20 protein-coding genes are annotated in these 24,591 nt (G+C 72.0%); 1 reads left to right on the top strand and 19 read right to left on the bottom strand.

The genetic code is table 11. From position 1 onward, the window contains the following. Positions 1 to 56: 56 nt before the first annotated feature. Positions 57 to 3,011, bottom strand: a complete 2,955-nt coding sequence (locus BIU95_RS11160) for a DEAD/DEAH box helicase family protein (RefSeq protein WP_071251697.1) — start codon at positions 3,009 to 3,011, stop codon at positions 57 to 59. Positions 3,012 to 3,122: 111 nt separating this feature from the next. On the opposite strand from BIU95_RS11160, the gene BIU95_RS11165 reads away from it, so the two are divergent. Then, a complete protein-coding gene (locus BIU95_RS11165; protein ID WP_071251698.1) occupies positions 3,123 to 3,578 on the top strand; it encodes a DUF4383 domain-containing protein in 456 nt (151 codons plus the stop codon). Positions 3,579 to 3,702: 124 nt separating this feature from the next. Here BIU95_RS11165 and BIU95_RS11170 read toward each other — a convergent pair whose 3' ends face one another. The 18 genes from BIU95_RS11170 to mltG all read right to left on the bottom strand — a co-directional run bounded on the left by BIU95_RS11170 (position 3,703) and on the right by mltG (position 24,543). After that, a complete protein-coding gene (locus BIU95_RS11170; RefSeq protein WP_071251699.1) occupies positions 3,703 to 5,685 on the bottom strand; it encodes a hypothetical protein in 1,983 nt (660 codons plus the stop codon). Positions 5,686 to 5,693: 8 nt separating this feature from the next. Next, positions 5,694 to 6,905, bottom strand: coding sequence for a methionine adenosyltransferase (gene metK, locus BIU95_RS11175; protein WP_017887187.1), 1,212 nt, complete (start codon positions 6,903 to 6,905; stop codon positions 5,694 to 5,696). 5 nt (positions 6,906 to 6,910) lie between these two features. Beyond that, on the bottom strand, positions 6,911 to 7,174 hold the full coding sequence (gene rpoZ / locus BIU95_RS11180) for a DNA-directed RNA polymerase subunit omega (protein WP_017887186.1): 264 nt from the start codon (positions 7,172 to 7,174) through the stop codon (positions 6,911 to 6,913). Positions 7,175 to 7,201: 27 nt separating this feature from the next. Continuing rightward, positions 7,202 to 8,125, bottom strand: a complete 924-nt coding sequence (gene gmk / locus BIU95_RS11185; protein WP_254783347.1) for a guanylate kinase — start codon at positions 8,123 to 8,125, stop codon at positions 7,202 to 7,204. Beyond that, the gene (gene pyrF / locus BIU95_RS11190) at positions 8,122 to 9,006 is read right to left on the bottom strand and encodes an orotidine-5'-phosphate decarboxylase (RefSeq protein WP_235517503.1); all 885 of its coding nucleotides are present in this window, start codon (positions 9,004 to 9,006) and stop codon (positions 8,122 to 8,124) included. The genes gmk and pyrF overlap by 4 nt, the downstream gene beginning before the upstream one ends. 11 nt (positions 9,007 to 9,017) lie before the next feature. After that, complete coding sequence (carB, locus tag BIU95_RS11195; RefSeq protein WP_071251700.1) at positions 9,018 to 12,311, bottom strand: carbamoyl-phosphate synthase large subunit; 3,294 nt, start codon at positions 12,309 to 12,311, stop codon at positions 9,018 to 9,020. Beyond that, positions 12,311 to 13,510 carry a glutamine-hydrolyzing carbamoyl-phosphate synthase small subunit gene (gene carA / locus BIU95_RS11200; RefSeq protein ID WP_071251701.1) on the bottom strand — a complete coding sequence of 400 codons (1,200 nt, stop codon included), beginning with the start codon at positions 13,508 to 13,510 and terminating at the stop codon, positions 12,311 to 12,313. The genes carB and carA overlap by 1 nt, the downstream gene beginning before the upstream one ends. Next, positions 13,507 to 14,070, bottom strand: a complete 564-nt coding sequence (locus BIU95_RS11205; RefSeq protein WP_042540296.1) for a hypothetical protein — start codon at positions 14,068 to 14,070, stop codon at positions 13,507 to 13,509. The genes carA and BIU95_RS11205 overlap by 4 nt, the downstream gene beginning before the upstream one ends. Further along, positions 14,067 to 15,425 (bottom strand): dihydroorotase, encoded by a 1,359-nt coding sequence (locus BIU95_RS11210; RefSeq protein WP_017887179.1) that lies wholly within the window; start codon positions 15,423 to 15,425, stop codon positions 14,067 to 14,069. Before BIU95_RS11210 ends, BIU95_RS11205 begins: the two co-directional genes overlap by 4 nt. Next, positions 15,422 to 16,396, bottom strand: coding sequence for an aspartate carbamoyltransferase catalytic subunit (locus tag BIU95_RS11215; protein WP_071251702.1), 975 nt, complete (start codon positions 16,394 to 16,396; stop codon positions 15,422 to 15,424). Before BIU95_RS11215 ends, BIU95_RS11210 begins: the two co-directional genes overlap by 4 nt. Next, positions 16,396 to 16,962 (bottom strand): bifunctional pyr operon transcriptional regulator/uracil phosphoribosyltransferase PyrR, encoded by a 567-nt coding sequence (gene pyrR, locus BIU95_RS11220; protein WP_027465743.1) that lies wholly within the window; start codon positions 16,960 to 16,962, stop codon positions 16,396 to 16,398. Before pyrR ends, BIU95_RS11215 begins: the two co-directional genes overlap by 1 nt. Before the next feature lie 57 nt (positions 16,963 to 17,019). Then, the gene (gene nusB / locus BIU95_RS11225) at positions 17,020 to 17,472 is read right to left on the bottom strand and encodes a transcription antitermination factor NusB (RefSeq protein WP_017887176.1); all 453 of its coding nucleotides are present in this window, start codon (positions 17,470 to 17,472) and stop codon (positions 17,020 to 17,022) included. Between the two features lie 11 nt (positions 17,473 to 17,483). Beyond that, positions 17,484 to 18,047, bottom strand: coding sequence for an elongation factor P (gene efp, locus BIU95_RS11230; RefSeq protein ID WP_017887175.1), 564 nt, complete (start codon positions 18,045 to 18,047; stop codon positions 17,484 to 17,486). Between the two features lie 110 nt (positions 18,048 to 18,157). Continuing rightward, complete coding sequence (locus tag BIU95_RS11235) at positions 18,158 to 19,849, bottom strand: AarF/ABC1/UbiB kinase family protein (RefSeq protein ID WP_017887174.1); 1,692 nt, start codon at positions 19,847 to 19,849, stop codon at positions 18,158 to 18,160. A gap of 178 nt (positions 19,850 to 20,027) precedes the next feature. Beyond that, entirely contained in the window at positions 20,028 to 21,125 is a 1,098-nt protein-coding gene (aroB, locus tag BIU95_RS11240; protein WP_017887173.1) for a 3-dehydroquinate synthase, read from the bottom strand. Then, positions 21,122 to 21,703 (bottom strand): shikimate kinase, encoded by a 582-nt coding sequence (locus tag BIU95_RS11245; RefSeq protein ID WP_071251703.1) that lies wholly within the window; start codon positions 21,701 to 21,703, stop codon positions 21,122 to 21,124. The genes aroB and BIU95_RS11245 overlap by 4 nt, the downstream gene beginning before the upstream one ends. Next, positions 21,700 to 22,920 carry a chorismate synthase gene (aroC, locus tag BIU95_RS11250; RefSeq protein ID WP_031259741.1) on the bottom strand — a complete coding sequence of 407 codons (1,221 nt, stop codon included), beginning with the start codon at positions 22,918 to 22,920 and terminating at the stop codon, positions 21,700 to 21,702. The genes BIU95_RS11245 and aroC overlap by 4 nt, the downstream gene beginning before the upstream one ends. Positions 22,921 to 22,962: 42 nt before the next feature. Further along, positions 22,963 to 24,543 carry an endolytic transglycosylase MltG gene (gene mltG / locus BIU95_RS18270; RefSeq protein WP_139179759.1) on the bottom strand — a complete coding sequence of 527 codons (1,581 nt, stop codon included), beginning with the start codon at positions 24,541 to 24,543 and terminating at the stop codon, positions 22,963 to 22,965. Positions 24,544 to 24,591 lie beyond the last annotated feature (48 nt).

A 24,591-nucleotide genomic window follows, 5' to 3' on the forward strand; every position in this document is an offset into this window, starting at 1 on the left:
CCCACGCGCGTCGCCCGCGGCTGGCACGAGCACCGGCCGACGTCACCAGCCCGTCGTCAGGACCACTGGTCACGCAGGGACGGCGGCGTCTTCGTCGCCCCGGAGTCACGTCGAGCGCGGAGCAGCAGCACGAGCGACGCTGGCGAGTCGATCTCGTGGAGTCGACACGGACCGACCGAACGGTCCCAGTCGGCGGCGAACGCCTCGGCGTCCTCCCGCCGTCGTCCGATCCCCGTCGGGACCGCCAGGAACCGGTTGCCGCGGGTGGTCGTCCGTGCGATCCACAGCGCGAGCGCCAGCAGCGGTGCCCGGCGCAGCCGCGCTGCCTCGCCGCGCCCGGTCTCGAGCAGGAACCGCGGCGTGCGGACCGGACCGAACGCCTCGGCGAGTGCGCTCGTCACCGTGCGGCGGTCCTCCACGGTCCCGCCGAGGGCCTCCATGGTGAACGCCACCGGCAGCCTGCCGACCATCGTCGGGGTGACGCGGATGTCGCCGTCACCGTAGGCGGGGATGCGTCCGGCGCGGTGCAGGCCGTCGACGACGACGCGGACGGCGCTCCGGTAGCCGTGCGCGGTGTCGAACCGCTGTCGCAGCGCCGTGCCGAGCTGGCGGGCGACCGGCCAGGCGACCGCGGTCGCGGCGACCACGGCGAGGACCGCACCGACGACGCCGAGGACGACGCCGGCGCGCCAGAGTTCGACGACGACACGGAACGACTGTGCGACGACCGCGAGCACCAGCGCGAGCACGACGGTCATCACGGCGGCTGCGGTGGGGCCGGTGGTCCACGGCGCGGCATCGGGTTCGTGGAGGACGGCGGCCGTGCTCTCGCGGTCGGCGTACGGCTCGCCGATGCGCCAGGCCGCGTGGGTCTGCTCACGGGACGGCAGCGCCGCCGCGATGTCGTCGTCGAGCGCTCGGACGCTCCGCCGCTTGTCCTTGGCGACGATCGCGGCGAGCCGCAGGGCGTGTGCGTCGGAGAGTGCGGTCCCGGTGCCGCGGACGACCTGGGTGTCGTCCTCGCGGAGGAGTCCCCAGAGCTGATCGTGCTTCCGGTGCATGCGGCTGACGTCCGGCGCTGCGAGGAGCGGGACGTCAGCGGGCACGACGGCGGTGACGGTCCAGTTGTGGGCGACCTTGCGGGGCCAGGCGGGGTCGAGGCGCAGGGTGCGACCGCGGAGCTGCTGGGTGGCGGAGGACGTCGCGACGGCCGTGAGGTCGATCAGGGTGTTCACCGCCGGGCAGTCCCAGCCCTCGCCGAGGAGTCCGCGGGTGCCGACGACGAGACGGGTGGTCGCGTCGGTAAGCAGTGCCGAGACGGCGGCGATGACCGCGGCCGAGCCGGTGCCGGCGGTCTCCACCGCGAGCACCCCCGGTGTGCCGTCCACCGGACTGGCGGGCAGTTCGGTGCCGAGGTGGCGTCGGAGCGCGGGCAGCAGGACGTCGGCGTCGCGGGCGGCGATGCGGAGGTGCTTCGCGGTGACGAGGACGGGGTGCAGGCCGGTGAGGGTCGGGTCCGCGGCGATCGTCGCGAAGGTGCGGAGCGCGCCGGCGTCGCGCCCACCCGAGCCACGGGCGTTGCCGTGCGTGGCGTGGTCCGTGACGACGACGGTGCGCAGGCGGCCCGCGCCCTCCTGCTCGAGTTCGAGCCGGAGGATCTCCCCCACCGCGGTGTCCTTGGCCGCGGACGAGGCGAGGACGGTGTCGACGGGGTCGCGGCCACGCCGGACCCCGCGGTCCGTCAGGGTGAAGCCGAAGTCGACGATGGACCGTTTGATCCGCTGCCACTGTTCCGCTCGGTCGGGATCGGGCAGGAGCCGGTCGAGGGCGTAGCGGGCGAGCAGCCGGAGTCGCTGCTCGGCGTCGGGTGTGCTCCGGGCGGCGTGGTGGACGAAGGCCAGGACCGGGTGGTCCGGACGGACCTCCGCGAGCATGCGCGCGGCGGACTCGGCGACGGCGAAGTCGGTGTCGAACGCACGGGCCAGCCGCGTCTCGGGCGATGCCGTGGCCGAGCGGTCACCGTCGGACTGGTCGACGGGTGGCTGCAGGGTGTGCACCAGCCAGTCCGCGCCGTCGGGGTCGTCGAACGTCGTCGCCACCAGGCTCGCGAGCCGGTCCTCGTGCTCGCGGAGGAACGCGATCTCGTCCTGCGTGGGTTCGACGAACCAGACGTGGTCTCGGTAGGGCGCGAGGTTGCCCTCCTTCACCACGGCCGGCGTCGGGACCTCGTGGTCGACGTCGCCGAGCAGCGCGGTGTAGTTGTCGTGCGCGTCCCGGTCGTCGGTGGACGGCAGGGTGGCGGTGAGCCCGATGAGCAGGGGTTCACGGCCGGCCTGCCGGATGCGTGCGGCGAGGTACGCGACCACGAGCGCCCAGTGGTCGAGCAGGTGGTGGCACTCGTCGAGCACGATGGTGCCGACGCCGTGCGCGACGAGCCGGTCGACCAGGGCCCGGGCGTTCGGGTGCAGCGCGGTCGCGAGGAGCGCCGGGTCCTCGCGGGCGAGTCGACGGCGGATGGCCCGTGAGCGCCGCGCGATCCCCTTCCGGTACGCCGTCGGGTTGGAGCCCTCGAGGTCGACGAGCCACGCTGCCGCTGCCTGCTCGTCGCGGCCGCCCTCGACGAGTTCGCGGCGCCAGTCCGCGGCCGCGAGCTCGGTGAGCGGGTTGCCGGTCTCGAGGACCGAGAGCATCTGGTAGGTCAGCGCGGTCAGGTCACCGGGGTGCTCGGGGTCCTCGGACACGCGGACGGCCGGAGCACCGTCGAGCGCGGCAGCCGAGACGGCCCACTGGGAGCGGATCGTCGCGGTCGGCGCGAGGACGAGCGCGCGGGCTCCGGCGCGGCCGGCCAGCAGGAGCCCGAGCAGGGTCTTGCCGGAGCCCGGCGGCGCGACCACGTGCACCGGGTCCCCTGGCACCACGGGCACCCGGTCGAGCACGTCCTGCTGGTAGCGCCGCAGCGTCCCCTGGTAGCGCCAGCCCGTGAGCGGACCGCCCCGTTCCCCCGTCGTCACGCCTCGAGTCTCCCACGGGCCGTGCGCGGCGGGATGCGTTCCGTGGACCGTCCGTGAACCGACTGCGCGGTGGCTGCGTACGGTCTGAACCACATCAGGAAAGGAACCACCATGAGCGACGTCACCACCGCCACCAACCGCTACGCCGGTTCGTCCGTCCAGAAGGCCGCCCTCGTGGTCGGCATCGTGTTCCTGCTCGTCGGGATCGCCGGGTTCGTCCCCGGCATCACGACCGGTGACCTGGCCGGCGCCGGACACGAGTCGATGGGCATGCTGCTCGGCATCTTCCAGGTGTCGGTGCTGCACAACATCGTCCACCTGCTGTTCGGCGTCGTCGGACTGCTCGCCGCCAACCGGGCCACCGGCTCGCGGATGTACCTCGTGCTCGGCGGGGTCGTCTACTTCGTCCTGTGGGTCTACGGCCTGTTCACCGCCGGGCACAGCTCGGGTGCGAACTTCGTCCCGCTGAACAACGCCGACAACTGGCTGCACCTCGTGCTCGCCATCGGCATGGTCGCCCTCGGCGTCGTGCTGCCGCGCGAGCGTCGCCGGCCCGCCAGCGCCTGACCGGCGCACACCCGACTGTCGCAGCAACGCGGCAGACCCCGAACGACACCGCCGACGTCCCACGACGTCGGCGGTGTCGTTCTGCGTCGGGGCCAGCCAGTCGTGCCCACCCGGTCGGCCGGGCTCAGACCTCGGAGAACGGTTCGGCGTCGTCGAGCCGCACCCGCAGCGTCGGAGCGGCCCGTCGGCGGTTGCCGCCCTTGAGCACCCGCCGGGTCGACGAGCGCCGGATGACCTCGGCCTTGAGCGTCGCCGCGACCTCGGCACCGTGGGCGTACGGGAACCGCACGATCGCCCGGACCGTGCCGGGCAGGGCATCGTCCTCGACGGGGACCGGACCGAGCACCGGACCGACGACGGCGTCGCCCAGGGCCTCGACCGCAGCGGTGACGGCCTCGTCGGTGCCGGTCATCGTCGCCACCCGGACGGCCGGCGGGAAGTGGAGTTCACGGCGGTCGGTGAGTTCGTCGTGCGCGGGTCCGTCGAGCCTCCACAGGGCCATCGCCGATGCCAGCCGGCCGCCGATCCCGACCAGGTACACCTCGGCGCCGGGGGCCGACTTCGCCGCCGCGTTCGTCCAGAAGCGCAGCACGTCCTCCTGCACGCGCAGCCCTTCGCGGGCGAGCATCTTCTCGCCGTCGAGCAGCAGCACGCAGGCGTAGCCACCGGGCACCGAGGGTTCCGCCCCCCGGGTGGCGACGACGACCGACGGCTTGGCGGGGACCTCGTCGAGCGGACGGGATCCGTCCGCGACGATGATCCGGGTGCCGGGGAACGCCCGCCCGAGCTCCTCCGCGGTGCGCTGTGCGCCCTGGCCGACCGGCTTGACGGTGCCGTTGCCGCACGTCGGGCAGCGGAACCCGACGGCCAGCGCACCGCAGAACCGGCACTGCGGCGTGGCGCCCCGGTGGGGGCTGCCGAGCGGGCCGCCGCAAACCCGGCAGTGCGCCCGTTCGCCGCACTCGGCGCAGACCAGGCCGGTGCCGAAGCCCGGGCTGGCGACCTGCACCAGGACGGCGCCGTGCTGGCTCGCCTCGCGCGCGGCACGCCAGGCCGAACTCGGGATGCGCGCCTGGGCGGCGAAGCCCTCGGCCCCGGTCTGCTGCACGGTGGGGATGACCTTCGGGGTCTTCACGCGGTACGGGACGACGTCCTGCAGCCAGTGCAGCTCGACCAGGCGTTGCACGTCGGTGCTGCGCGCGTGCGAGACGAACAGCAGCGCGGCACCGGACTGGGCCGCCCGCACCAGGGCGACGTCGCGCGTGTGCACGTAGGGGGCCCGCTGCTCGATGAACGAGGCGTCGCCGTCGTCCCACATCGCGATCAGCCCGAGCTCCGTCGCCGGCGCGTACATCGCCGTGCGGTTCCCGATCGCGACCACCGGGTGCGTGCGGGCCTGCAGCAGGGCCTTCGCACGCTGCCCGTTCGTCTGCTTCGCGTCGAACCGCACCACCCGCTCCGGCGGCAGCACGGCGAGCAGGGCGCGCTCGAGGTCGATGACGTCGCGGAAGTCCGGCACGGCGACCACCGCGGACTGCTCGGCCGCCAGCGTGTGCGCCGCGGCCTGGGCGAGCGTCGCAGCCCATCCCGGCACCCACACCGATGCGTCCGCGTCACCCACCGCCACGGGCTGGGGGACGGCGGCGACCGCAGCACGTCCGTGCTCCGTCACCACGGCCTCCAGGACGCCGTCGGCGTAGCCGGTGACGGGCGGAGCGGTCACCGGCGGGGGCGACCACGCGGTGTCACGGGCGAGCCAGGCCTTCTCGGCGCGCACCTGCCGCGGTGGGATGGCGAGGCGCAGGACGTCGGAGGCGACGCCCGCCGCCCGGTCCGCGACGGCGCGCGCGAGGGTCCAGATCTCCGGCGCCAGGACGGGCACCGGGGACAGCACGGCCTCGATCTGGCTGAGTTCCCCCGGGTACTCACCCTCGGTGACGATCTCGACCACGTACCCGTCGGACATCCGCGCCCCGGTGCGCAGCGGCACCTTGACGCGGACCCCCGCGACGCAGTCGTCCTCGAGCTCGGCCGGCACCCGGTAGTCGAACAGACGGTCCAACTGCGGGAGCGGCGAGTCGAGGACGACGCGCGCGACGGTGGTCACGCGGTGCTTCAGACGGTCGCGGCGACGAGTCCTGCGGCAGCGCGGAGTTCCTCGACACGGTCGAGCTGCTCCCACGTGAACCCGGGGAGCTCGCGGCCGAAGTGGCCGTAGGTCGCGGTCTGCGCGTAGATCGGTCGGAGCAGGTCGAGGTCGCGGATGATCGCGGCCGGACGCAGGTCGAACACCTGGCGGATGGCGGCTTCGATCGTGGCGTCGTCGACGTGTCCGGTGCCGAAGGTCTCGACGTAGAGCCCGACGGGCTTCGCGCGGCCGATCGCGTACGCGACCTGCACCTCGAGCCGGTCGGCGAGCCCCGCGGCGACCGCGTTCTTGGCGACCCAGCGCAGCGCGTAGGCGGCCGAACGGTCGACCTTCGACGGGTCCTTGCCGCTGAACGCGCCGCCACCGTGACGGGAGGCCCCGCCGTACGTGTCGACGATCACCTTGCGGCCGGTGAGTCCGGCGTCGCCCTGGGGTCCACCGATCTCGAAGCGACCGGTCGGGTTGACGATGACGTCGACGTGCGAGGAGTCGAGGTCGACGAGGTCGAGGACCGGACGGATCACGTGCTCGGTGATCGCGGCGGTGAGCTCGTCGAGCGTGACGCTCGGCGAGTGCTGCGTGGAGAGCACGACGGTCTCGACGGTCTTCGGCACGACGCCGTCGTACCCGACGGTGACCTGGGTCTTGCCGTCGGGACGCAGGAACGACAGCTCGCCCGACTTGCGGACCGCGGCCAGGCGCTCGGCGAGGCGGTGCGCCAGCCAGATCGCGACCGGCATGTACTCGGGGGTCTCGTTCGTCGCGAAGCCGAACATGATGCCCTGGTCGCCGGCGCCCTGACGGTCGAGCGGATCGACCGCACCGGTGCGGGAGTCGAGCGACTCGTCCACACCCTGCGCGATGTCGGGCGACTGCGCACCGATCGAGACCTCGACACCGCACGTGGCACCGTCGAACGAGACGTCCGACGAGTTGTAGCCGATGCCGGTGATGACGTCACGGACGAGCTTCGGGATCTCGACGTAGCCGGAGGTCGTGACCTCGCCGGCGACGTGCACGAGCCCGGTGGTCACCATCGTCTCGACGGCGACGCGCGCGTTCGGGTCGACCGTGAGCAGCGCGTCGAGGATGCTGTCCGAGATCTGGTCGCAGATCTTGTCGGGGTGCCCCTCGGTCACCGACTCGGACGTGAAGAGGCGGAGAGCAGCTGCAGTCACCGGGATCAGTCGGTGGGCTGCTGCTGCTTGGTGACGGTGAGCTTGTCCTCGTTGATCTCGTGGAGCGCAACGGACAGCGGCTTGTCGTCGATCGTCGAGTCGACGAGCGGGCCGACGTTGTCGAACAGCGAGCCCTCGTGCAGGTCGGCGTAGTAGTCGTTGATCTGGCGGGCGCGCTTCGACGCGAAGATGACGAGCGCGTACTTCGACTCGACCTTGCTGAGCAGGTCGTCGATGGGCGGGTCGATGATGCCCTGGGGGTTGGCCATGGTGTCTCCTCGAAGTCAGTGCACCCGTCAGGGCGCAGAGAACAAGTCTACGACCTCACGTGCCGCGGTGCCGACATCGGAGTTCACGATCCGCACGTCGAACTCGTCCTGGGCGGCCAGCTCGACCTTCGCGGTCTCGAGACGACGCGCCTGTTCATCCGCGGATTCGGTGCCACGGCCGATGAGCCGGCGCACCAGTTCCTCCCACGTCGGGGGCAGCAGGAACACCAGCACGGCCTCGGGCATGGCGTCACGGACCTGTCGGGCGCCCTGCAGGTCGATCTCGAGCATGACCTTCTCGCCGGCGTCGAGCGCACGGTCGATCGGCGGCCGCGGGGTGCCGTAGCGGTACGAGTTGTGGACGGTCGCCCACTCGAGCAGGTCGCGATCGCGGATCATCCGGTCGAACTCGGCGTCGTCCACGAAGTAGTAGTGCACACCGTCGACCTCGCCGGGGCGCGGCTTCCGGGTGGTGGCGGAGACGCTGAGGTTGACGTCCGGGTACTGCTGTCGGATGTGCGCGCTCACCGTGCCCTTGCCGACCGCGGTGGGTCCGGCGAGCACGACGAGCTTCGAGGCACCACGCTTGCGACCGCGCGCGGCGAGCCAGTCCGCCAGCGCGGTCCGCTGCCGGGTGCCGAGGCCACCGAGGCGCTTCGACGGTGCGATCCGCAGGGTCCCCATGATCGCCTCGGCTCGTGCGGGGCCGATGCCCGGCAGGCTGACGAGCAGGTCGCGGACCCGCAGCGAACGCTCGGCCGAGGTCGTCTCGACCAGCGAGTCGTCCCACGCGGCACGGGCGACGTCGAGTGCGGAGCGCTCCCCCGACGCGATCGCCGCCTTCACCGCAGCCCGGGCGCGTCGCGCGGCGACGGCGGCCTTCGCCGCGGCGACGCGGTCCACCTCTGGCGGGGTGCGGTGCGCGGGCAGGCCCTCGGGCGCGTCGGTCACGCTGCCGCCGCCAGTGCCGTGCGGATGCGGTCGGCGCGGTCGGCGACGAGGGCCGCGACCCCGTCCGGACCGTCGGTCAGCAGGCCGCGCGACTCGCTCACGAGCACCTGCTCGGCACGGGCGCCGTACAGCGCCCGGAGGTCCTCGATGCGGGCCCCCTGGGCGCCGAAGCCCGGGGCGAGGACCGGCGCGGAGCCGATCGCGTCCGCGTCGATGCCGAAGTCGTCGAGGTGAAGGGTCGCGCCGAGCACGAGCCCGACGTCGCCCAGGGCCTGATCGCCCACGGACCGGTTGTCGTCTGCCACGTCCAAGACGATACCGGCCGCGACCGTCCGGCCGGTACGCGGTCCCTCGGCCAGCACCGCGGTCTGCAGCACCCGGGCCTCGGGGTTGCTCGTCGCCGCGAGCACGAAGACCCCCGCACCGTTCCGGCGCGCGACGTCGATCGTGCCCCGGAGCGAGCCGTACCCGAGGTACGGCGACACCGTCATCGCGTCGGCCGCGAACGGCCCGTCGCGGTCCAGCCACGCCAGCGCGTAGTCGTCACCGGTCGTCCCGATGTCGCCCCGCTTCACGTCGGCGACGACCAGGAGGCCCGCATCGCGTGCCCGACGGATCGTCGCGTCGAGCGCGCGGTAGCCCGCCACCCCCGCCGCCTCGAAGAAGGCGACCTGCGGCTTCACGATCGCCGCGCGGCCGGCAGCCGCGTCGACCAGGGCCGCGCCGAATGCGGCAAGGCCCTGCTCGTCGCGGCCGAGCCCCCACGCCGCCAGGGTGGCGGCGTGGGGGTCGATGCCGACGCAGAGCGGTGAACGCTCGCGCACGGCGGACGCGAGTCGGTCGCCGAAGGAGGCCGGGCCTCCTGACCGGTTCGTGCCCACGCTGGCAGCCGTCACCAGGTGGCGCGCTCGAGCGCGTAGTCCTGCAGGCTGCGGACGTTGAGCGGCGAACCGATCGTCTCGATCGCCGCGACGGCCGCCCCGATCTGCGCGATCGTCGTGAACAGCGGCTTGTCCGCCGCGACCGTGGCCGCACGGATCTCGTACCCGTCCGCACGACCGGCAGCACCGGACGGCGTGTTGATGACGATGTCGACCTCGCCGGTGGCCAGCAGGTCGACGACGCTCTCGCCACCCTGGCTGTACTTGCCGACGATGCCGACCTCGATGCCGTTGCGCCGGAGGATCTCCGCCGTGCCCTCGGTCGCGATGATCGTGAAGCCGAGCTGCTGCAGTCGGTGCACCGGCAGCACGATCGCGCGCTTGTCGGTGTCGGCGACGCTCACGAAGACCGTGCCGCTGGTCGGCAGGCCGCCGTACGCGGCGTCCTGCGACTTGAGGAAGGCCCGCGGGAAGTCGCGGTCGATGCCCATGACCTCGCCGGTGGAGCGCATCTCGGGGCTGAGCACCGAGTCGACGACCTGGCCCTCGCGGGTGCGGAAGCGTCGGAACGGCAGCACGGCTTCCTTGACGGCGACCGGCGACTGCGCGGGCACGAAGGCACCGTCGCGCTCGGGCAGCATGCCCTCGGCGACGAGCTCGGCGACCGTGGTGCCGGTCATGATGCGGGACGCGGCCTTGGCCAGCGGGATGCCGAGTGCCTTCGAGACGAAGGGCACCGTGCGGCTGGCGCGCGGGTTCGCTTCGAGGACGTAGAGCACGCCGGCGCCGATGGCGAACTGGACGTTGAGCAGGCCCTGCACGCCGATGCCGCGGGCGATCTTCTCGGTCGCGTCGACGACGCCCTGGATCTCCGCGCGGCCGAGGCCGACCGGGGGCAGGGTGCAGGCCGAGTCGCCGGAGTGGATGCCGGCCTCTTCGAGGTGCTCCATGATGCCGCCGATGTAGAGCCGCTCGCCGTCGAAGAGCGCGTCGACGTCGATCTCCACGGCGTCGTCCAGGAACCGGTCGACCAGCAGCGGGAGCTCCGGGCCGATGATCGCCTGGTCGGCCATCCGGTCGAAGTAGTCCGCGAGCGACGGGGAGTCGTAGAGGATCTCCATGCCGCGGCCGCCGAGCACGAACGACGGGCGGACGAGGACCGGGTACCCGATCTCCTCGGCGACCGTGGTGGCGCTCGTCAGGTCGTGGGCCGTGCCGTTCCGCGGTGCGAGCAGCCCGGCCGCGTCGAGGATGGCGGAGAACTGCCCGCGCTCCTCGGCCGAGTCGATCGCGGTGGGGCTGGTGCCGAGGATCGGGATCCCGGCGGCCTCGAGCGGCTTCGCCAGGCCCAGTGCGGTCTGACCACCGAGCTGCACGACGACACCGACGAGTTCGCCGGACGCCGCCTCGGCCTCGATGACCTCGAGGACGTCCTCGGCCGTGAGCGGCTCGAAGTACAGGCGGTCCGAGGTGTCGTAGTCGGTTGACACGGTCTCGGGGTTGCAGTTGATCATGATCGTCTCGAACCCGGCGGCGCTCAGCGCGAAGGACGCGTGCACGCAGGAGTAGTCGAACTCGACGCCCTGCCCGATGCGGTTCGGACCGGAACCGAGGATGACGACCTTCTTGCGGTCGCTCGGCGTGATCTCGGTCTCGGTGTCGTACGACGAGTAGTGGTACGGCGTCAGGGCGGGGAACTCGCCGGCACAGGTGTCGACCGTCTTGAAGACCGGTCGGATGCCCTGGGCGTGCCGCTCGTCACGGACCTGCTGCTCGGAGACCGGTGCCGCGTCCGTGCTGCGCAGGCTCGCGATCTGGGTGTCGCTGAAGCCGTGCTCCTTCGCCCAGCGCATCGTGTCCGCGTCGAGGGTCTCCGCGGCACGGACCTCGTCCGCGACCTCGTTGATGAGCACGATCTGGTCGATGAACCAGGGGTCGATCTTGGTGGCCTCGAAGACCTCTTCCGCGGTGGCACCCGCGACCAGGGCCTGCTGGACCGTGACGATGCGGCCGTCGGTCGGGATCGACGACTTCGCCAGCAGGGCGTCCTTGTCGAGCTCGGACGCCGGGGTGTCCCAGTGGAAGCTCGACCCGCGCTTCTCGAGCGAGCGCAGCGACTTCTGCAGCGCCGTGGCGTAGTTCCGGCCGATGGCCATCGCCTCGCCGACGCTCTTCATAGTGGTGGTCAGGGTGGCGTCGGCGGCCGGGAACTTCTCGAACGCGAACCGCGGGGTCTTCACGACCACGTAGTCGAGCGTCGGCTCGAAGCTCGCCGGGGTGACCTTCGTGATGTCGTTCTCGATCTCGTCGAGCCGGTAGCCGATCGCGAGCTTCGCGGCGATCTTCGCGATCGGGAACCCCGTGGCCTTCGACGCCAGGGCCGACGAGCGGGACACGCGGGGGTTCATCTCGATGACGATGACGCGGCCGTTGGACGGGTCGACGGCGAACTGGATGTTGCAGCCACCGGTGTCGACGCCGACGCGACGGATGATGTCGATGCCGATGTTCCGCATGTTCTGGTACTCACGGTCGGTCAGGGTCAGCGCGGGGGCGACCGTGATCGAGTCACCGGTGTGGACACCGACCGGGTCGACGTTCTCGATGGAGCAGATGACGACCGTGTTGTCGTAGTTGTCGCGCATCAGCTCGAGCTCGTACTCCTTCCAGCCGAGGATGGACTCCTCGAGCAGGACCTCGGTCGTCGGGCTGGACTGCAGCCCGTCGCCGACGAAGCGGACGAGTTCGGCCTCGTTGTAGGCGAAGCCCGAGCCGAGGCCGCCCATGGTGAAGGACGGGCGGACGACCAGCGGGTACCCGAGGTCCTTCGCGAACTCCTTCGCCTCTTCCAAGGTGTGCGCGATGTGGCTGCGGGCGACGTCGGCACCGGACTCGAGCACGAGCTCCTTGAAGAGCTGGCGGTCCTCGCCGCGCTGGATCGCCTCGACCTTGGCGCCGATGAGCTCGACGCCGTGCTTGGCGAGGATGCCCGCCTCGTCGAGCGCGATGGCCGCGTTCAGGGCCGTCTGACCACCGAGGGTCGGCAGGACGGCGTCCGGCTTCTCGATGCGGATGATCTCCTCGAGCGACGCGTTCGTGATCGGCTCGATGTAGGTCGCGTCGGCGAAGTCGGGGTCGGTCATGATCGTCGCCGGGTTCGGGTTGACGAGGATGACCCGGACGCCCTCGGCCCGCAGGACGCGGCACGCCTGGGTGCCGGAGTAGTCGAACTCGGCGGCCTGACCGATGACGATCGGGCCGGAACCGATGACGAGGACGGAGTTGATGTCTGCGCGCTTGGGCATCAGTTCGCTTCCTTGGTGATGTCTGCTGCTGGGGTCGTGGCGTCGGCGGTGGCCGCGTCGAGCGGCTCACCGTCGCGACGCTCGCGCACCATGTCCGCGAACCGGTCGAAGAGGTACATGCTGTCGTGCGGCCCGGCGGCGGCCTCGGGGTGGTACTGCACGCTGAACGCCGGCACGTCGAGCGCTCGGAGACCCTCGACCACGTCGTCGTTCAGCGAGTAGTGCGAGACCTCGACCCGACCGAACCCGGCCGGCGACTCGATGACCTCGCCCAGGGGCGCGTCGACCGCGAAGCCGTGGTTCTGGCTCGTGATCTCGACCTTGCCCGTGGTCGTGTCGAGCACCGGCTGGTTGATGCCGCGGTGGCCGAAGGGCAGCTTGTAGGTGCCGAAGCCCAGGGCACGGCCGAGCAGCTGGTTGCCGAAGCAGATGCCGAAGAACGGCCGGCCGGTGCGCAGGCTGCCCTGCAGCAGTTCGACCTGCGCGTCCGAGGCGGCGGGGTCACCGGGGCCGTTCGAGTAGAAGAGGGCATCCGGTGCGAGGGCTTCCAGCTCCTGGGCGGAGATGTCCTGCGGCACGACGTGCACCTCGAAGCCGCGGGCGGCGAGGTACCGGGTGGTCGACGCCTTCACACCGAGGTCGAGGACGGCCAGGGTGCCGATCTGCTCACCTTCGGCCGACACCACGTACGTCTCCGGGGTGGACACCAGCGACGAGAAGCTCGCGCCCGCCATGGTGGCCTGCGACCGCACGGCGTCCAGCTGCTCCGACTCCGGCAGTGCCGCGTCGGCGCCGCTGAAGACGCCGCCCTTCATGGCGCCGGCGTCGCGGATGCGGCGGGTGAGGGCGCGGGTGTCGATCCCTGCGATGCCGACGATCCCGTCGCGCACCAGGTGGTCGTCGAGCGTGGCGTTCGCGCGGTGGTTCGACACCACGCGGCTGGGGTCGCGCACCACGTACCCGGCGACCCAGATGCGACGGGACTCGGGGTCCTCGTCGTTCACCCCCGTGTTGCCGATGTGCGGCGCGGTCTGCACCACGATCTGCCCGGCGTAGGAGGGGTCGGTCAGCGTCTCCTGGTAGCCGGTCATGCCGGTCGCGAAGACCACCTCGCCGAGCGTGCGCCCACGGGCGCCGTAGGCCCAGCCGTCGTACCGGGTGCCGTCTTCGAGGACCAGGACGGCCCGTTCGCGTGTCATGCTTTCTTCCCTTCGCCCGCGGTTCGCGGAGCATCGGCCGCAGTCGCCTGCGGCCCGGTCTCGGTCAGTCCCTGCAGGGCGTGCAGCGCGGCTGCGTCGCCCTCCGGGAACCGGAAGTAGGTGTCCAGGTCCGTCGCACCTGCGGCGCCGGTCGCCGTCCATCGCAGACGGACCAGTCCCCCGGGTTCGACCACTCGGTCGATCGCCCACGTGGAGCGGTCGGCGCCGCGGACCGCGTCACGCGCGATCCAGCGGTCGTCGGTACCGGCGAGGCGCATCACCACGCCGGTCGCGTGGACCGTCACCCCGCCGCGGCCGCGGAACCCGAGGCCGCCTGCGGTGATGCGTTCCAACGGCTGGTCGGCGCGGGTCGTCGCGACGGTGAACCCGTCCCACGACCCGACCGCCGGTGCCAGGTCGGCCGGCACCCGGACCGGAGGCACGGCTTCCGCCTGCTTCCTGGTCCGCGTCCGCCAGGTGCGCGCCATCGCGACGAACAGGGCGGCGACCGCGAGCAGGATCACCGCGCCGAGGAGCCAGCGCTGCGTGTCGCCGCTCATGCGCGCGCCCCTGTCCGGAGCGCCGCGGCGTGCGCCGCGATCGTGTCCGCGTCGACGACCCGGCCGTCGAGCACCGTCGCGTACCCCTGGTGGAAGGTCGCGACGACCCGGCCCGGCAGGGTCATGCCGAGGTACGGCGAGTTCTGCGACTGGCCGGCGAGGTCGGTGACCGCGAACTCACGGCTGGCCGACGGGTCGTAGAGCGTGATCTCGGCGGGCGCGCCCTCGGCGATGCGCTGCCCGTGCCCCTCGACCTGACCGATCCGCGCCGGCGCCTCGGACAGCACCCGGGCGACGTCGGCCCAGTCGAGCCGGCCGTCGTCGACCACGGCGGACTGCACCACGCTCAGCGCCGACTCGAGACCGACCATGCCGTTCGCGGCGGCCGGCCACTCGCAGCACTTCGCCTCGGCGGTGTGCGGCGCGTGGTCGGTCGCGACGATGTCGATGGTGCCGTCGGCCAGGGCCGCGCGGAGCGCCTCGACGTCCTCGCGGGCGCGGAGCGGCGGGTTCACCTTGTAGCGGGCGTCGTACCCGGGGGCGCCGTCGTGCCCGGCGATGAGGTCCTCGGTGAGCACCAGGTGGTGCGGCGTGACCTCGGCCGTGACGTCGATGCCACGGGACTTCGCCCAGCGGATCACCTCGACGCTGCCGGCCGTCGAGACGTGGCAGACGTGCAGCCGCGCCCCGACGTGGTCGGCGAGCAGGACGTCGCGGGCGATGATCGCCTCTTCCGCGACGGCGGGCCACCCGGCGAGGCCGAGCTCGGAGGACAGCCGGCCCTCGTTCATCTGCGCGCCGATGGTCAGGCGTGGCTCCTGGGCGTGCTGCGCGAGCACCCCGCCGAACCCCTTGATGTACTCGAGTGCCCGGCGCATGAGCAGCGGGTCGGCCACGCAGGAGCCGTCGTCCGAGAACACCCGGACCTTCGCCCGCGAGGTCGCCATCGCACCGATCTCGGACAGGTGCGTGCCCTGCAGCCCCTGCGACACGGCGCCGATCGGGCGGACCGTGACGTACCCGGCGTCGTCACCGAGCGCCTGGACCTGCTCGACGACGCCCGCGGTGTCGGCGACGGGGCTCGAGTTCGCCATCGCGTTCACGGCGGTGAAGCCGCCGGCGGCCGCGGCACGCGAGCCGGTGAGGACCGTCTCGGACTCCTCGTGGCCGGGCTCGCGCAGGTGCGTGTGGAGGTCCACGAGACCGGGCAGGGCGATGAGCCCGTCCGCGTCCACGGTGGTGGCGCCGACCGCGTCGAGACCGGACCCGATCGCGGTGATGCGCCGGCCCTCCAGACGGATGTCGGCACGCGAGCCGTCGACCAGCTGCGCGCCACGGATCAGGTGAGCGGTCATGCGGCGGACTCCTTCGCGTCGGTGCCGTTGCCGGCGCTGCCCGTCAGGGCGAGGTAGAGGACGGCCATCCGGACCGAGACGCCGTTCTCGACCTGCTCGACGACGGTCGAGCGGGGGTCGTCGGCGGCGACGCCGGCGATCTCGAGCCCGCGGTTCATCGGACCGGGGTGCATGATCAGCGTGCGCTCGGACAGCCGTCCGAAGCGCGCCGCCGTCAGGCCCCAGTGCCGCGTGTACTCGCGCGGGTTCGGGAAGAAGGCGTCGTTCATGCGTTCCTGCTGGATGCGCAGCGTCATGACGACGTCCGGGTCCTCGGCCAGGGCGGTGTCGAGGTCGTGGTGCACCGCGGCGCCGAACGGTGTCGTCGTGGCGGGCAGCAGGGTCGGTGGCGCGGCGAAGGTCACGCTCGCGCCGAGGGTGCGGAGCAGCCAGGCGTTCGAGCGGGCGACACGGCTGTGCAGCACGTCGCCGATGATCAGGACCCGCACGCCGTCGAGGCCCTGGCCGCGCGAACCGGTGCCGTGCAGGCGGCGGCGCATCGTGAAGGCGTCGAGCAGCGCCTGCGTCGGGTGCTCGTGGGTGCCGTCGCCGGCGTTGACCACCGGCACGTCGATCCAGTCGGCGTCGGCGAGCACCCGCGGGGCGCCGGACGCGCCGTGGCGCATGACGATGCCGTCGATGCCCATCGCGCCGAGGGTCTGCACGGTGTCCTTCAGGGATTCGCCCTTCGAGACGCTCGAGCCCTTCGCGGCGAAGTTCAGGACGTCGGCGGACAGGCGCTTCGCGGCGGCCTCGAACGAGATGCGCGTGCGCGTGGAGTCCTCGAAGAACAGGTTCACCACGGTCTTGCCGCGCAGGGCCGGGAGCTTCCGGACCTCGCGCGTGTTGACCTCGGCCATCTCCTCGGCGACGTCGAGGATGTGGACGGCCTGGTCGCGGGACAGGTCGGCGGTGGAGAGCAGGTGCCGCATCACGCCACCCCCTGCTCGATGAACACGGTGTCGTCGCCGTCGGTCTCGGCCAGGTGCAGGGTGACCCGCTCGTCGGACGCCGTGGGCAGGTTCTTGCCGACGTGGTCCGCGCGGATCGGCAGTTCGCGGTGGCCGCGGTCGACGAGCACGGCGAGCCGGACGGCACGCGGCCGACCGATGCCCTGCAGCGCGTCGAGCGCGGCGCGGACGGTGCGGCCGGAGTACAGCACGTCGTCGACGAGCACGACGACCTTGCCGTCGATGCCGCCGGCGGGGATGACCGTCCGGTGCGGGGCTCGACCGATGCCGTGGCCGAGGTCGTCGCGGTGCATGGTGACGTCGAGCGTGCCGACACGCTCCGTCCCGATGCCACCGGCGGCCGAGGACCACTCCGGCTCGATGCCGGCCAGGATCCGGCCGAGGCGTTCCGCCAGGACGGCGCCGCGGGTCGGGATGCCGAGGAGCACGAGGTCCGAGCCCCCGTGGTTGGCTTCGAGGATCTCGTGCGCGATGCGTGTCAGGGCACGCGTGATGTCGGGCTGTTGCAGGACCGTTCTGGTTCCCACGTCGACCCCCTTCCCCGCCTCACTGGACGGCATTAAAGGATGCTGACGTGGCCAACCCTACCGGGACTCCTGGTCTCCTGCGACCGTCCGACCAGACGGTGCACGACCGCCGGCGACGGCCCCGAGCACGCCGTTGACGAAGCCCGCCGAGTCCTCGGTGGACAGCGACTGCGCGAGCTCGACCGCCTCGGCGATCGCGACGGCGTCGGGGACCTCGGGGTTGAACCGGAGCTCCCAGACGGCCATCCGCAGGATGCAGCGGTCGAGGACCGGCATCCGGGCGATCGACCAGCCCTGGGCGTGGTCGACGATCACGGCGTCGATCTCGTGACGGGCGTCGTCGACACCCGTGACGATCTGGCGGGCGTAGTCCCAGCTGGAGGCACGCTCCGGCTGGTCCAGGTGCCGGACCGTCTCGGTGGCGAGCACGTCCGCGATCGGCAGCTCGCGCACCTCGGCGACGTACAGCATGTCGAGGGCGCGCTTGCGGGCCTTCGAACGAGCACTCATACGGTCAGCGCCTAGGAGTTGACGCGGCCGAGGAAGCTGCCGTCGCGCGTGTCGATCTTCACCAGGGTGCCGCTTTCCAGGTACAGCGGGACCTGGATGCGGTGACCGGTCGCGATGATGGTCGCGTCCTTGGTGCCACCGGACGAACGGTCACCCTGCAGGCCGGGCTCGGTCTCGACCTCGGTGACGATCGACGTCGGGAGCTCGACGTACAGCGGGTTGCCCTCGTTCATGGCGATGGTGACCATCGCGGACTCGAGCAGGTAGTTCTTGGCGTCGCCGACCACGGTCGCGGAGACCGGGATCTGGTCGTACGTGTCGGTGTCCATGAACACGTAGGAGTCGCCGTCCTCGTAGAGGAACTGGTAGTCACGACGGTCGACGACGGCGGTGTCGATCTTCGCGCCGGCGTTGAACGTGCGGTCGACGACCTTGCCGGAGACGACGTTCTTCAGCTTGGTGCGGACGAACGCGCCGCCCTTGCCCGGCTTGACGTGCTGGAACTCGACGACCGACCACAGCTGGCCGTCGATGATGAGAACGGCGCCGTTCTTGATGTCTGTGGTACTGGCCATGAGTCGTCGGTGTCCCGTTCGGTCGTGTTGTGAAGTGTCCTCGGGCCGCGGACGGCCCCGCACGAGTGTAGCGGACGCCCGCCCGGCGGCCGGAGCGGTGCCCGTCGCGCTCAGCGCCGTCGTCGGGCGAGCCAGGCGTCGATCGCCGCCCAGGCGAGCAGCACCACCGCCGCTCCCCCGAGCAACGCACCCGCGACCCCGGTGGACAGGGTCGCCGTCGGCCGCGCCGGCAACGACAGGTACACGATCGCCAGGACCCCCGCCCCGGCCCCGAGCAGCACGAGCAGGATGCGCCGGATCATGCCGGACACGAGCTGCCGGTCGCGGCTGTCCGCGAAGAGCCGGATGTTCACCGTGAACCGGCCGGTCTCGATCGCCTCGCCGATGCGGTCCACCCGGCGGGGCAGCCGACGGGCCGCGGACACGACCCCGAGCAGCTCCTTCGCCGCCAGGTCGCGGAGCTTGCCCGGCCGGAGTTGGTCGGTGATCTGCTCCCGGGCGAGTCCGCGGGACTCCTCGAGCAGGTCGAAGGACGGTGCGAGCGTGCGGAGTGTGCCCTCGAAGATCGCCAGGGCACGCGCCGCAGCGACGAAGTCCGGCGGCGGCTTCAACCGGTACCGCCCGAAGACCTCGACCGCGTCGTCCACGGTGTCGACGCCGATGCGTGCCCCCGGACCGAGCTCGTCCGCGACGAAGCGGGCGATGTCCCGACGGAAGTCGGGCTCGTCGTGCGCATCGCGCACGGGCGCCATCCGCAGGACCGCATCGGCGATCCGCGACGTGTCGTCCTGCAGGTAGGCGGCCAACAGGTCCTGGACCGTGTCCCGGAGACCCGGGTCGAGCCTCCCGACCGATCCGAAGTCGATCAACGCGGGCCGCCCGTCGGGCAGCACCAGGACGTTCCCCGGGTGCAGGTCCGCGTGGTACAGGCCGTCGAAGACGACCTGGCGCAGGAAGGCGCGGAGGATCGCGCGCATCGGCGCGTCGAGGTCGCGCTCGGAGCGCTCGGCGCGGATCGCGCTGAGCGTGTCGCCCTCCAGGAACTCCATCACCAGCACACGCCGGCCGGACAGGTCCGGGTAGGGGTCCGGGAACCGGACCTCGTCCGGACGCGCGCTGCGGGCCTGGGCCGCACGCAGCGCAGTGAGGTTCCGCAGCTCGGACACGAAGTCCACCTGACGGATCAGGTCGTCCGCGTACTGGCCGGCGATGTCCTGCACGCCGACCTGTCGCGCCTCGGTCGACCACCTGGCCATGAACCGGACGACCCGCAGGGCGATGTCGACGTCGCGGCGCACGGCGGCGTCGATGCCCGGCCGCTGCACCTTCACGGCGACCGCGGTGCCGTCGGGCAGCCGGGCGCGGTGCACCTGCGCGATCGACGCCGCCGCCACCGGCACCGGGTCGAACGTGGCGAAGACCTGGTCGACCGGCGCACCGAGCTCCTGCTCGAGCAGCGCACGGACCTCGTCCGCCGGCGCCGCCGTGACGTTCCGCTGCAGGTGCGCGAGTCCCTCGGTCCACTCCTCGGGCAGCAGGTCGTCGCGCGTGGAGAGCAGCTGGCCCATCTTCACGAATCCACCACCGGCTTCCTCGAGCGCCCGGCGCAGGTGCTCGGCCTGGTCGCGACGCAGGTCCGAGGTCGCCGGGTCGTGCGAGAAGTCGAGGCGGCGGAAGGGGACCAGGTGGTGTCGGCGGGCGATCGAGAGGAGTTCGGTGAAACGCCGGCCCCGGGAGCGCAGCGTGCCGGTGTCGGCGTCGCGCGGGCCGGAGAGGTCGCTCAGTCGGGGTGGGGTGGGCACGCCCGTCAGTCTGCTCCCCGCTGCTGGGTCCGCCGCGTGCGGGTGGTGCCGTCCGTCGCGTCGCCCCATCCTCCTCCACAGCCTGGAGGCCCGGCGCGGCTTCCACAGGTCCGCGCGGGCCCGGCGCGGGGCTCGGTCTCTGCAGTGGATTCGTCGGGTCCTGCGCTGACCGAGCAGGCTAGACGCCGACCTCCTGGTAGGCGGTGAAGAGCAGGTGGTCCTCGGGGCCCTCGAGCACGACGGGCTTGCCGACGCCGTCGAGGATGATGAACCGCAGCATGCCGGCACGGGCCTTCTTGTCGCGACGCATGGTGGCGAGCAGCCCCTGCCACCGTCCGACGCCGTACGAGGTCGGCAGCTCGAGCGACTCCAGGATCGTCCGGTGGCGGTCGACCGTGGCGTCGTCGAGGTGTCCGGTCAGCCGGGCGAGTTCGGCGGCGAACACCATGCCGACCGACACCGCCGCACCGTGGCGCCACTGGTACCGCTCGGCGTGCTCGATCGCGTGCCCCAGGGTGTGCCCGTAGTTCAGGATCTCGCGTCGGCCCTGCTCGGTGAAGTCGTCCGACACGACCTCGGCCTTGAGCGCGATGGCGAGCTCGACGACCCGGCGGAACTCCGGCGTCGTCGGGTCGGTCACCCGGGCGACGTCGGCCTCGACGATGTCCAGGATCTCGGGCACGGCGATGAACCCGGCCTTCACGATCTCGGCGAACCCGGTCAGGATCTCGTTGCGCGGCAGGGTGCGGGCGAGGTCGAGGTCCACGACGACGGCGCGGGGGGCGGAGAAGGCGCCGACCAGGTTCTTGCCCTCGTTCGTGTTGATGCCCGTCTTGCCGCCGACGCTGGCGTCCACCATGCCGAGCACGCTCGTCGGGACGGACACGTACGCGACACCGCGCAGCCAGGTCGCCGCGACGAAGCCGGCGAGGTCGGTGACGGCACCGCCGCCCAGGCCGATGACCGCGTCGGTGCGGGTGAAGTCGGCCTGCCCCATGATCTGCCAGCAGAACGCCGCGACCTCGACACGCTTGGCGCCTTCGGCGTCGGGGACCTCGGCGATCAGGGCCTCGAGGCCTGCTTCGACCAGGAGTGCTCGGAGCTCGTTCGCCCGGGCGCCGAGCGTCGGCGAGTGCACGATCAGGACCTTCGCGACACGCGGGCCCAGTATCCCGGGCAGGGTGCCGAGCAGGTCCGTGCCGACGGCCACCGTGTAGCCGTCGTCACCGCCCACCCGGATCTCGGTGGTCCCGGCGGGCAGGGTCGGCTCGGTCACGGTGCTCCTTCGGTGCTGGTGGTGCTGCTGGTCGTGCTGCTGGGCGCGGCGTGAGTGCCAGCGTCGCTGCGCACCCACGTGACGACGTCGTCGACCACACGGGACATCGGCCGTCGGGACGTGTCGACCACGACGTGCGCGAGTTCGGCGTAGGTGGCCGCTCGCTCGTCCATGATCGTCTGCCAGGCGTCGATCCCACCGTTCGCCAGCAACGGCCGGTCGGACCCGGCGATGCGCTCGGCGACGGCCTCGGGCGAGACGGTGAGCAGGACGATGCGAGCTCCGGTCAGGGCCCGCCGGGTGTCCGCGTGGGTGACGGCTCCCCCGCCGACGGCGACGACGCCGCCCGTGGACAGCGCTGCCCGGACGGCTTCGGCCTCGAGCGCACGGAACGCCGGCTCACCGCGGTCGGCGAAGATGCCGGGGATCGGTCCGTGCTCGCGGACGATGGCCCGGTCGGTGTCCGTGAACGGCACACCGAGGGCCTTCGCCACCCGCTTGCCGACGCTCGACTTGCCGGCACCCATCGGGCCGATGACGACCACGGGCGCGTCGGCGCGTCGGACGTCGGTGCTCACAGGTCGGTCGAGGTCGCCGAGGGCTCGGTCCGGCGCGTGCGCAGGGTCTCCGGGATCGCGGCCAGGTAGGCGTCGAGGTTGCGCTTGGTCTCGACGACGTTGTCGCCGCCGAACTTCTCGAGCACCGCGTCGGCGAGCACCAGGGCCACCATCGCCTCGGCGACGACCCCCGCAGCCGGCACAGCGCAGACGTCCGAGCGCTGGTGGTGCGCCGCGGCGTCCTCACCGGAGACGACGTCCACCGTGTGCAGGGCGTGCGGGATCGTGGCGATCGGCTTCATGCCGGCTCGGACGCGCAGCACGGTGCCCGTGGACATCCCGCCCTCGGTCCCACCGGCACGGTCGCTCGTGCGGTAGATCTCGCCGTCCTCGCGGTACAGCTCGTCGTGGGCCGCGGAGCCACGGCGACCGGCGGTCGCGAAGCCGTCGCCGACCTCGACACCCTTGATGGCCTGGATGCCCATGATCGCCGCGGCGAGGCGGGCGTCGAGCCGGCGGTCCCAGTGGACGTGCGAGCCGAGGCCGGGCGGAACACCGTAGAACAGCACCTCGACGACACCGCCGAGGGTGTCGCCGTCCTTCTTGGCGGCCTCGACCTCGGTGACCATGCGCGCGGAGGTCTCGGCGTCGAAGCAGCGCAGCTGGTCCTCGTCGAGGCGGTCCACGTCGTCGGGCAGCGGCAGGTCGGTGCCGTCCGGCACCCGGACCGTCCCGACCTGCAGCGTGTGCGCCACCGAACGGATGCCGAGTTCGGCCAGGAAGGACTTCGCGACGGCTCCGAGCGCCACGCGTGCCGCGGTCTCACGGGCGCTCGCACGCTCCAGGACCGGGCGGGCCTCGTCGAAGCCGTACTTCTGCATGCCGACCAGGTCGGCGTGACCCGGACGCGGTCGGGTGAGCGGGGCGCTCCGGCCGCGGGACATCTCGGTGGACTCGATCGGCTCGGGGTTCATGACCTCGACCCACTTCGGCCACTCGGTGTTGCCGATGCGGATCGCGATGGGGCTGCCGAGCGAGTAACCGTGTCGGACGCCGCCGGACACGTGCAGCTCGTCCTGCTCGAACTTCATCCGCGAGCCGCGGCCGTAGCCGAGCTTGCGGCGTGCGAGGTCGGCACGGATGGACTCGAACGACACCGGGACACCCGCGGGCAGGCCCTCGAGCATGGCGATCAGTTCGGGTCCGTGGGACTCACCAGCGGTCAACCAACGAAGCATGCGGCAATCCTCCCACAGCGTTCGTCCGTGCGACGTCGGCGCCTACTGGTAGTCGGGGTGCGCTCGCAGCCAGGCCTGGAACTGTTCGACCGCGACCAGGTGCTGGTCGTAGGTGTCCGAGAAGACCGTCTTGCCCGACTCCAGGTCGACCGTCACGAAGTACAGCCACTTGCCCGCGGCCGGAGCCGTGACCGCCTTGATCGCGACGTCACCCGGGTTCGAGATCGGTGCGGGCGGCAGCCCCTCGTGCACGTAGGTGTTGTACTCGTTCGAGGCGTCCGCGCGCTCCTCGTCGGTCGTGGTCACGGTGTGCGTGTTGCCCGTGCCGTACGCGACCGTGGCGTCGGACTGGAGCTTCATGCCCTGGTCGAGCCGGTTCTGGAACACCCGCGCGACCTTCGGGTAGTCGGCCGCGAGCCCGGCTTCCTTCTGCACCAGCGACGCGAAGACGATGGTGCGCTCCTGGTCGGCCTCCTTGACGCCGGCGGCGGCGAGGTGCTCCTTCATCGTGTCGACCATCGACTTGAAGTACTGTTCGGCGGACCAGCCCGGGTTGATCGGGTAGGTCGCGGGGAAGAGCCAGCCCTCGAGCGTCGTGACGCCTGCCGGCAGGTCGTACGCCGACAGGTCCTTCGCGGCCGCGTCGACCTGCTTCTTCGTCAGGCCGGCCTTCGAGACCATGCCGGCCTCGATGTCGGCCAGCGCGGTGCCCTCGGGGATGATGATCGACGCCTGGACCCGGTTGTCCTTGTCCTGCAGGGCGGCCAGCGCGGACTTCGAGCTCATCTGCTTCTTCAGCGCGTACGAACCGGGCTGGAACTGCACGTCCGGCGAGGCGAGCAGGAGCTTGTAGAACACCTTCGAGTCCTTGACGACGCCGCTGCGCTGCAACGTCGCGGCGACGTTCTCGCCGATGTCCCCCTGCTTGATGGTGATGGTCACCTTCGAGGTGCCGTCACCGGTGTAGTCGTCGGGCTCCTGCGCACCGCTGATCGCGCCGATCAGCTGCTGGATCTTCGGGGCGGCGAACGTGTAGGCCCCGACACCCACGGCCAGCACCACCGCGACGATCACGAGCCCGGCGACGAGCGGTCCGCGTCGACGCTTCGGTCGCGGGTCGCGCGGCTGCCTGGAGGAGCGTCCTCTGCCGCCTCGTCCGCCGCGTCCGCCGCCTCCCGCGGCGCCACCTCCGCCGGTCGCGTCGCCGTGGTCCGTCCCGTCGGCACCGGACCCGCCGCCCGCGGCGGTCGCCGCGGACTCGGTCGGCAGTTCGCCGGTCAGGAGTGCTGCGACCTCGGGGTGCAGCTCGTCGGGGCTGGTGGCGATCGGTGCGTCGGCGGGAGACGCCGGGCGTTCGTCGCGTGTGGTCGCCGGAGCATCGTCGGCCGGCTCGGGGGCCGGCGGCTCGTCGGTGGGCTCCGGGGCGGGTGAGCCGGCGACGCGGGCTCGTTCGGCCTCGAGTGCGCGGGCTTCGCGTCGGGACATCGGAGGCGCGGGCGGTGGGGTCACCCGACCAGCGTCGTCGCGGTCATCGGTGCCTGTCGTGCGGTCGGAAGTCGCCTTCCGCCGCTCGGCGTCGTTGCCGGGCGCGATGATCGCGTTCCAGTCCAGATCGTCTGCCAACGTCCTCGGTCTCTCGGTCGGGAACTCCACCTGGGCACCGTCGTCCGC

Origin of the sequence: Curtobacterium sp. MCBA15_007 (assembly GCF_001864905.1) — a bacterium.
Lineage (GTDB): Bacteria > Actinomycetota > Actinomycetes > Actinomycetales > Microbacteriaceae > Curtobacterium > Curtobacterium poinsettiae.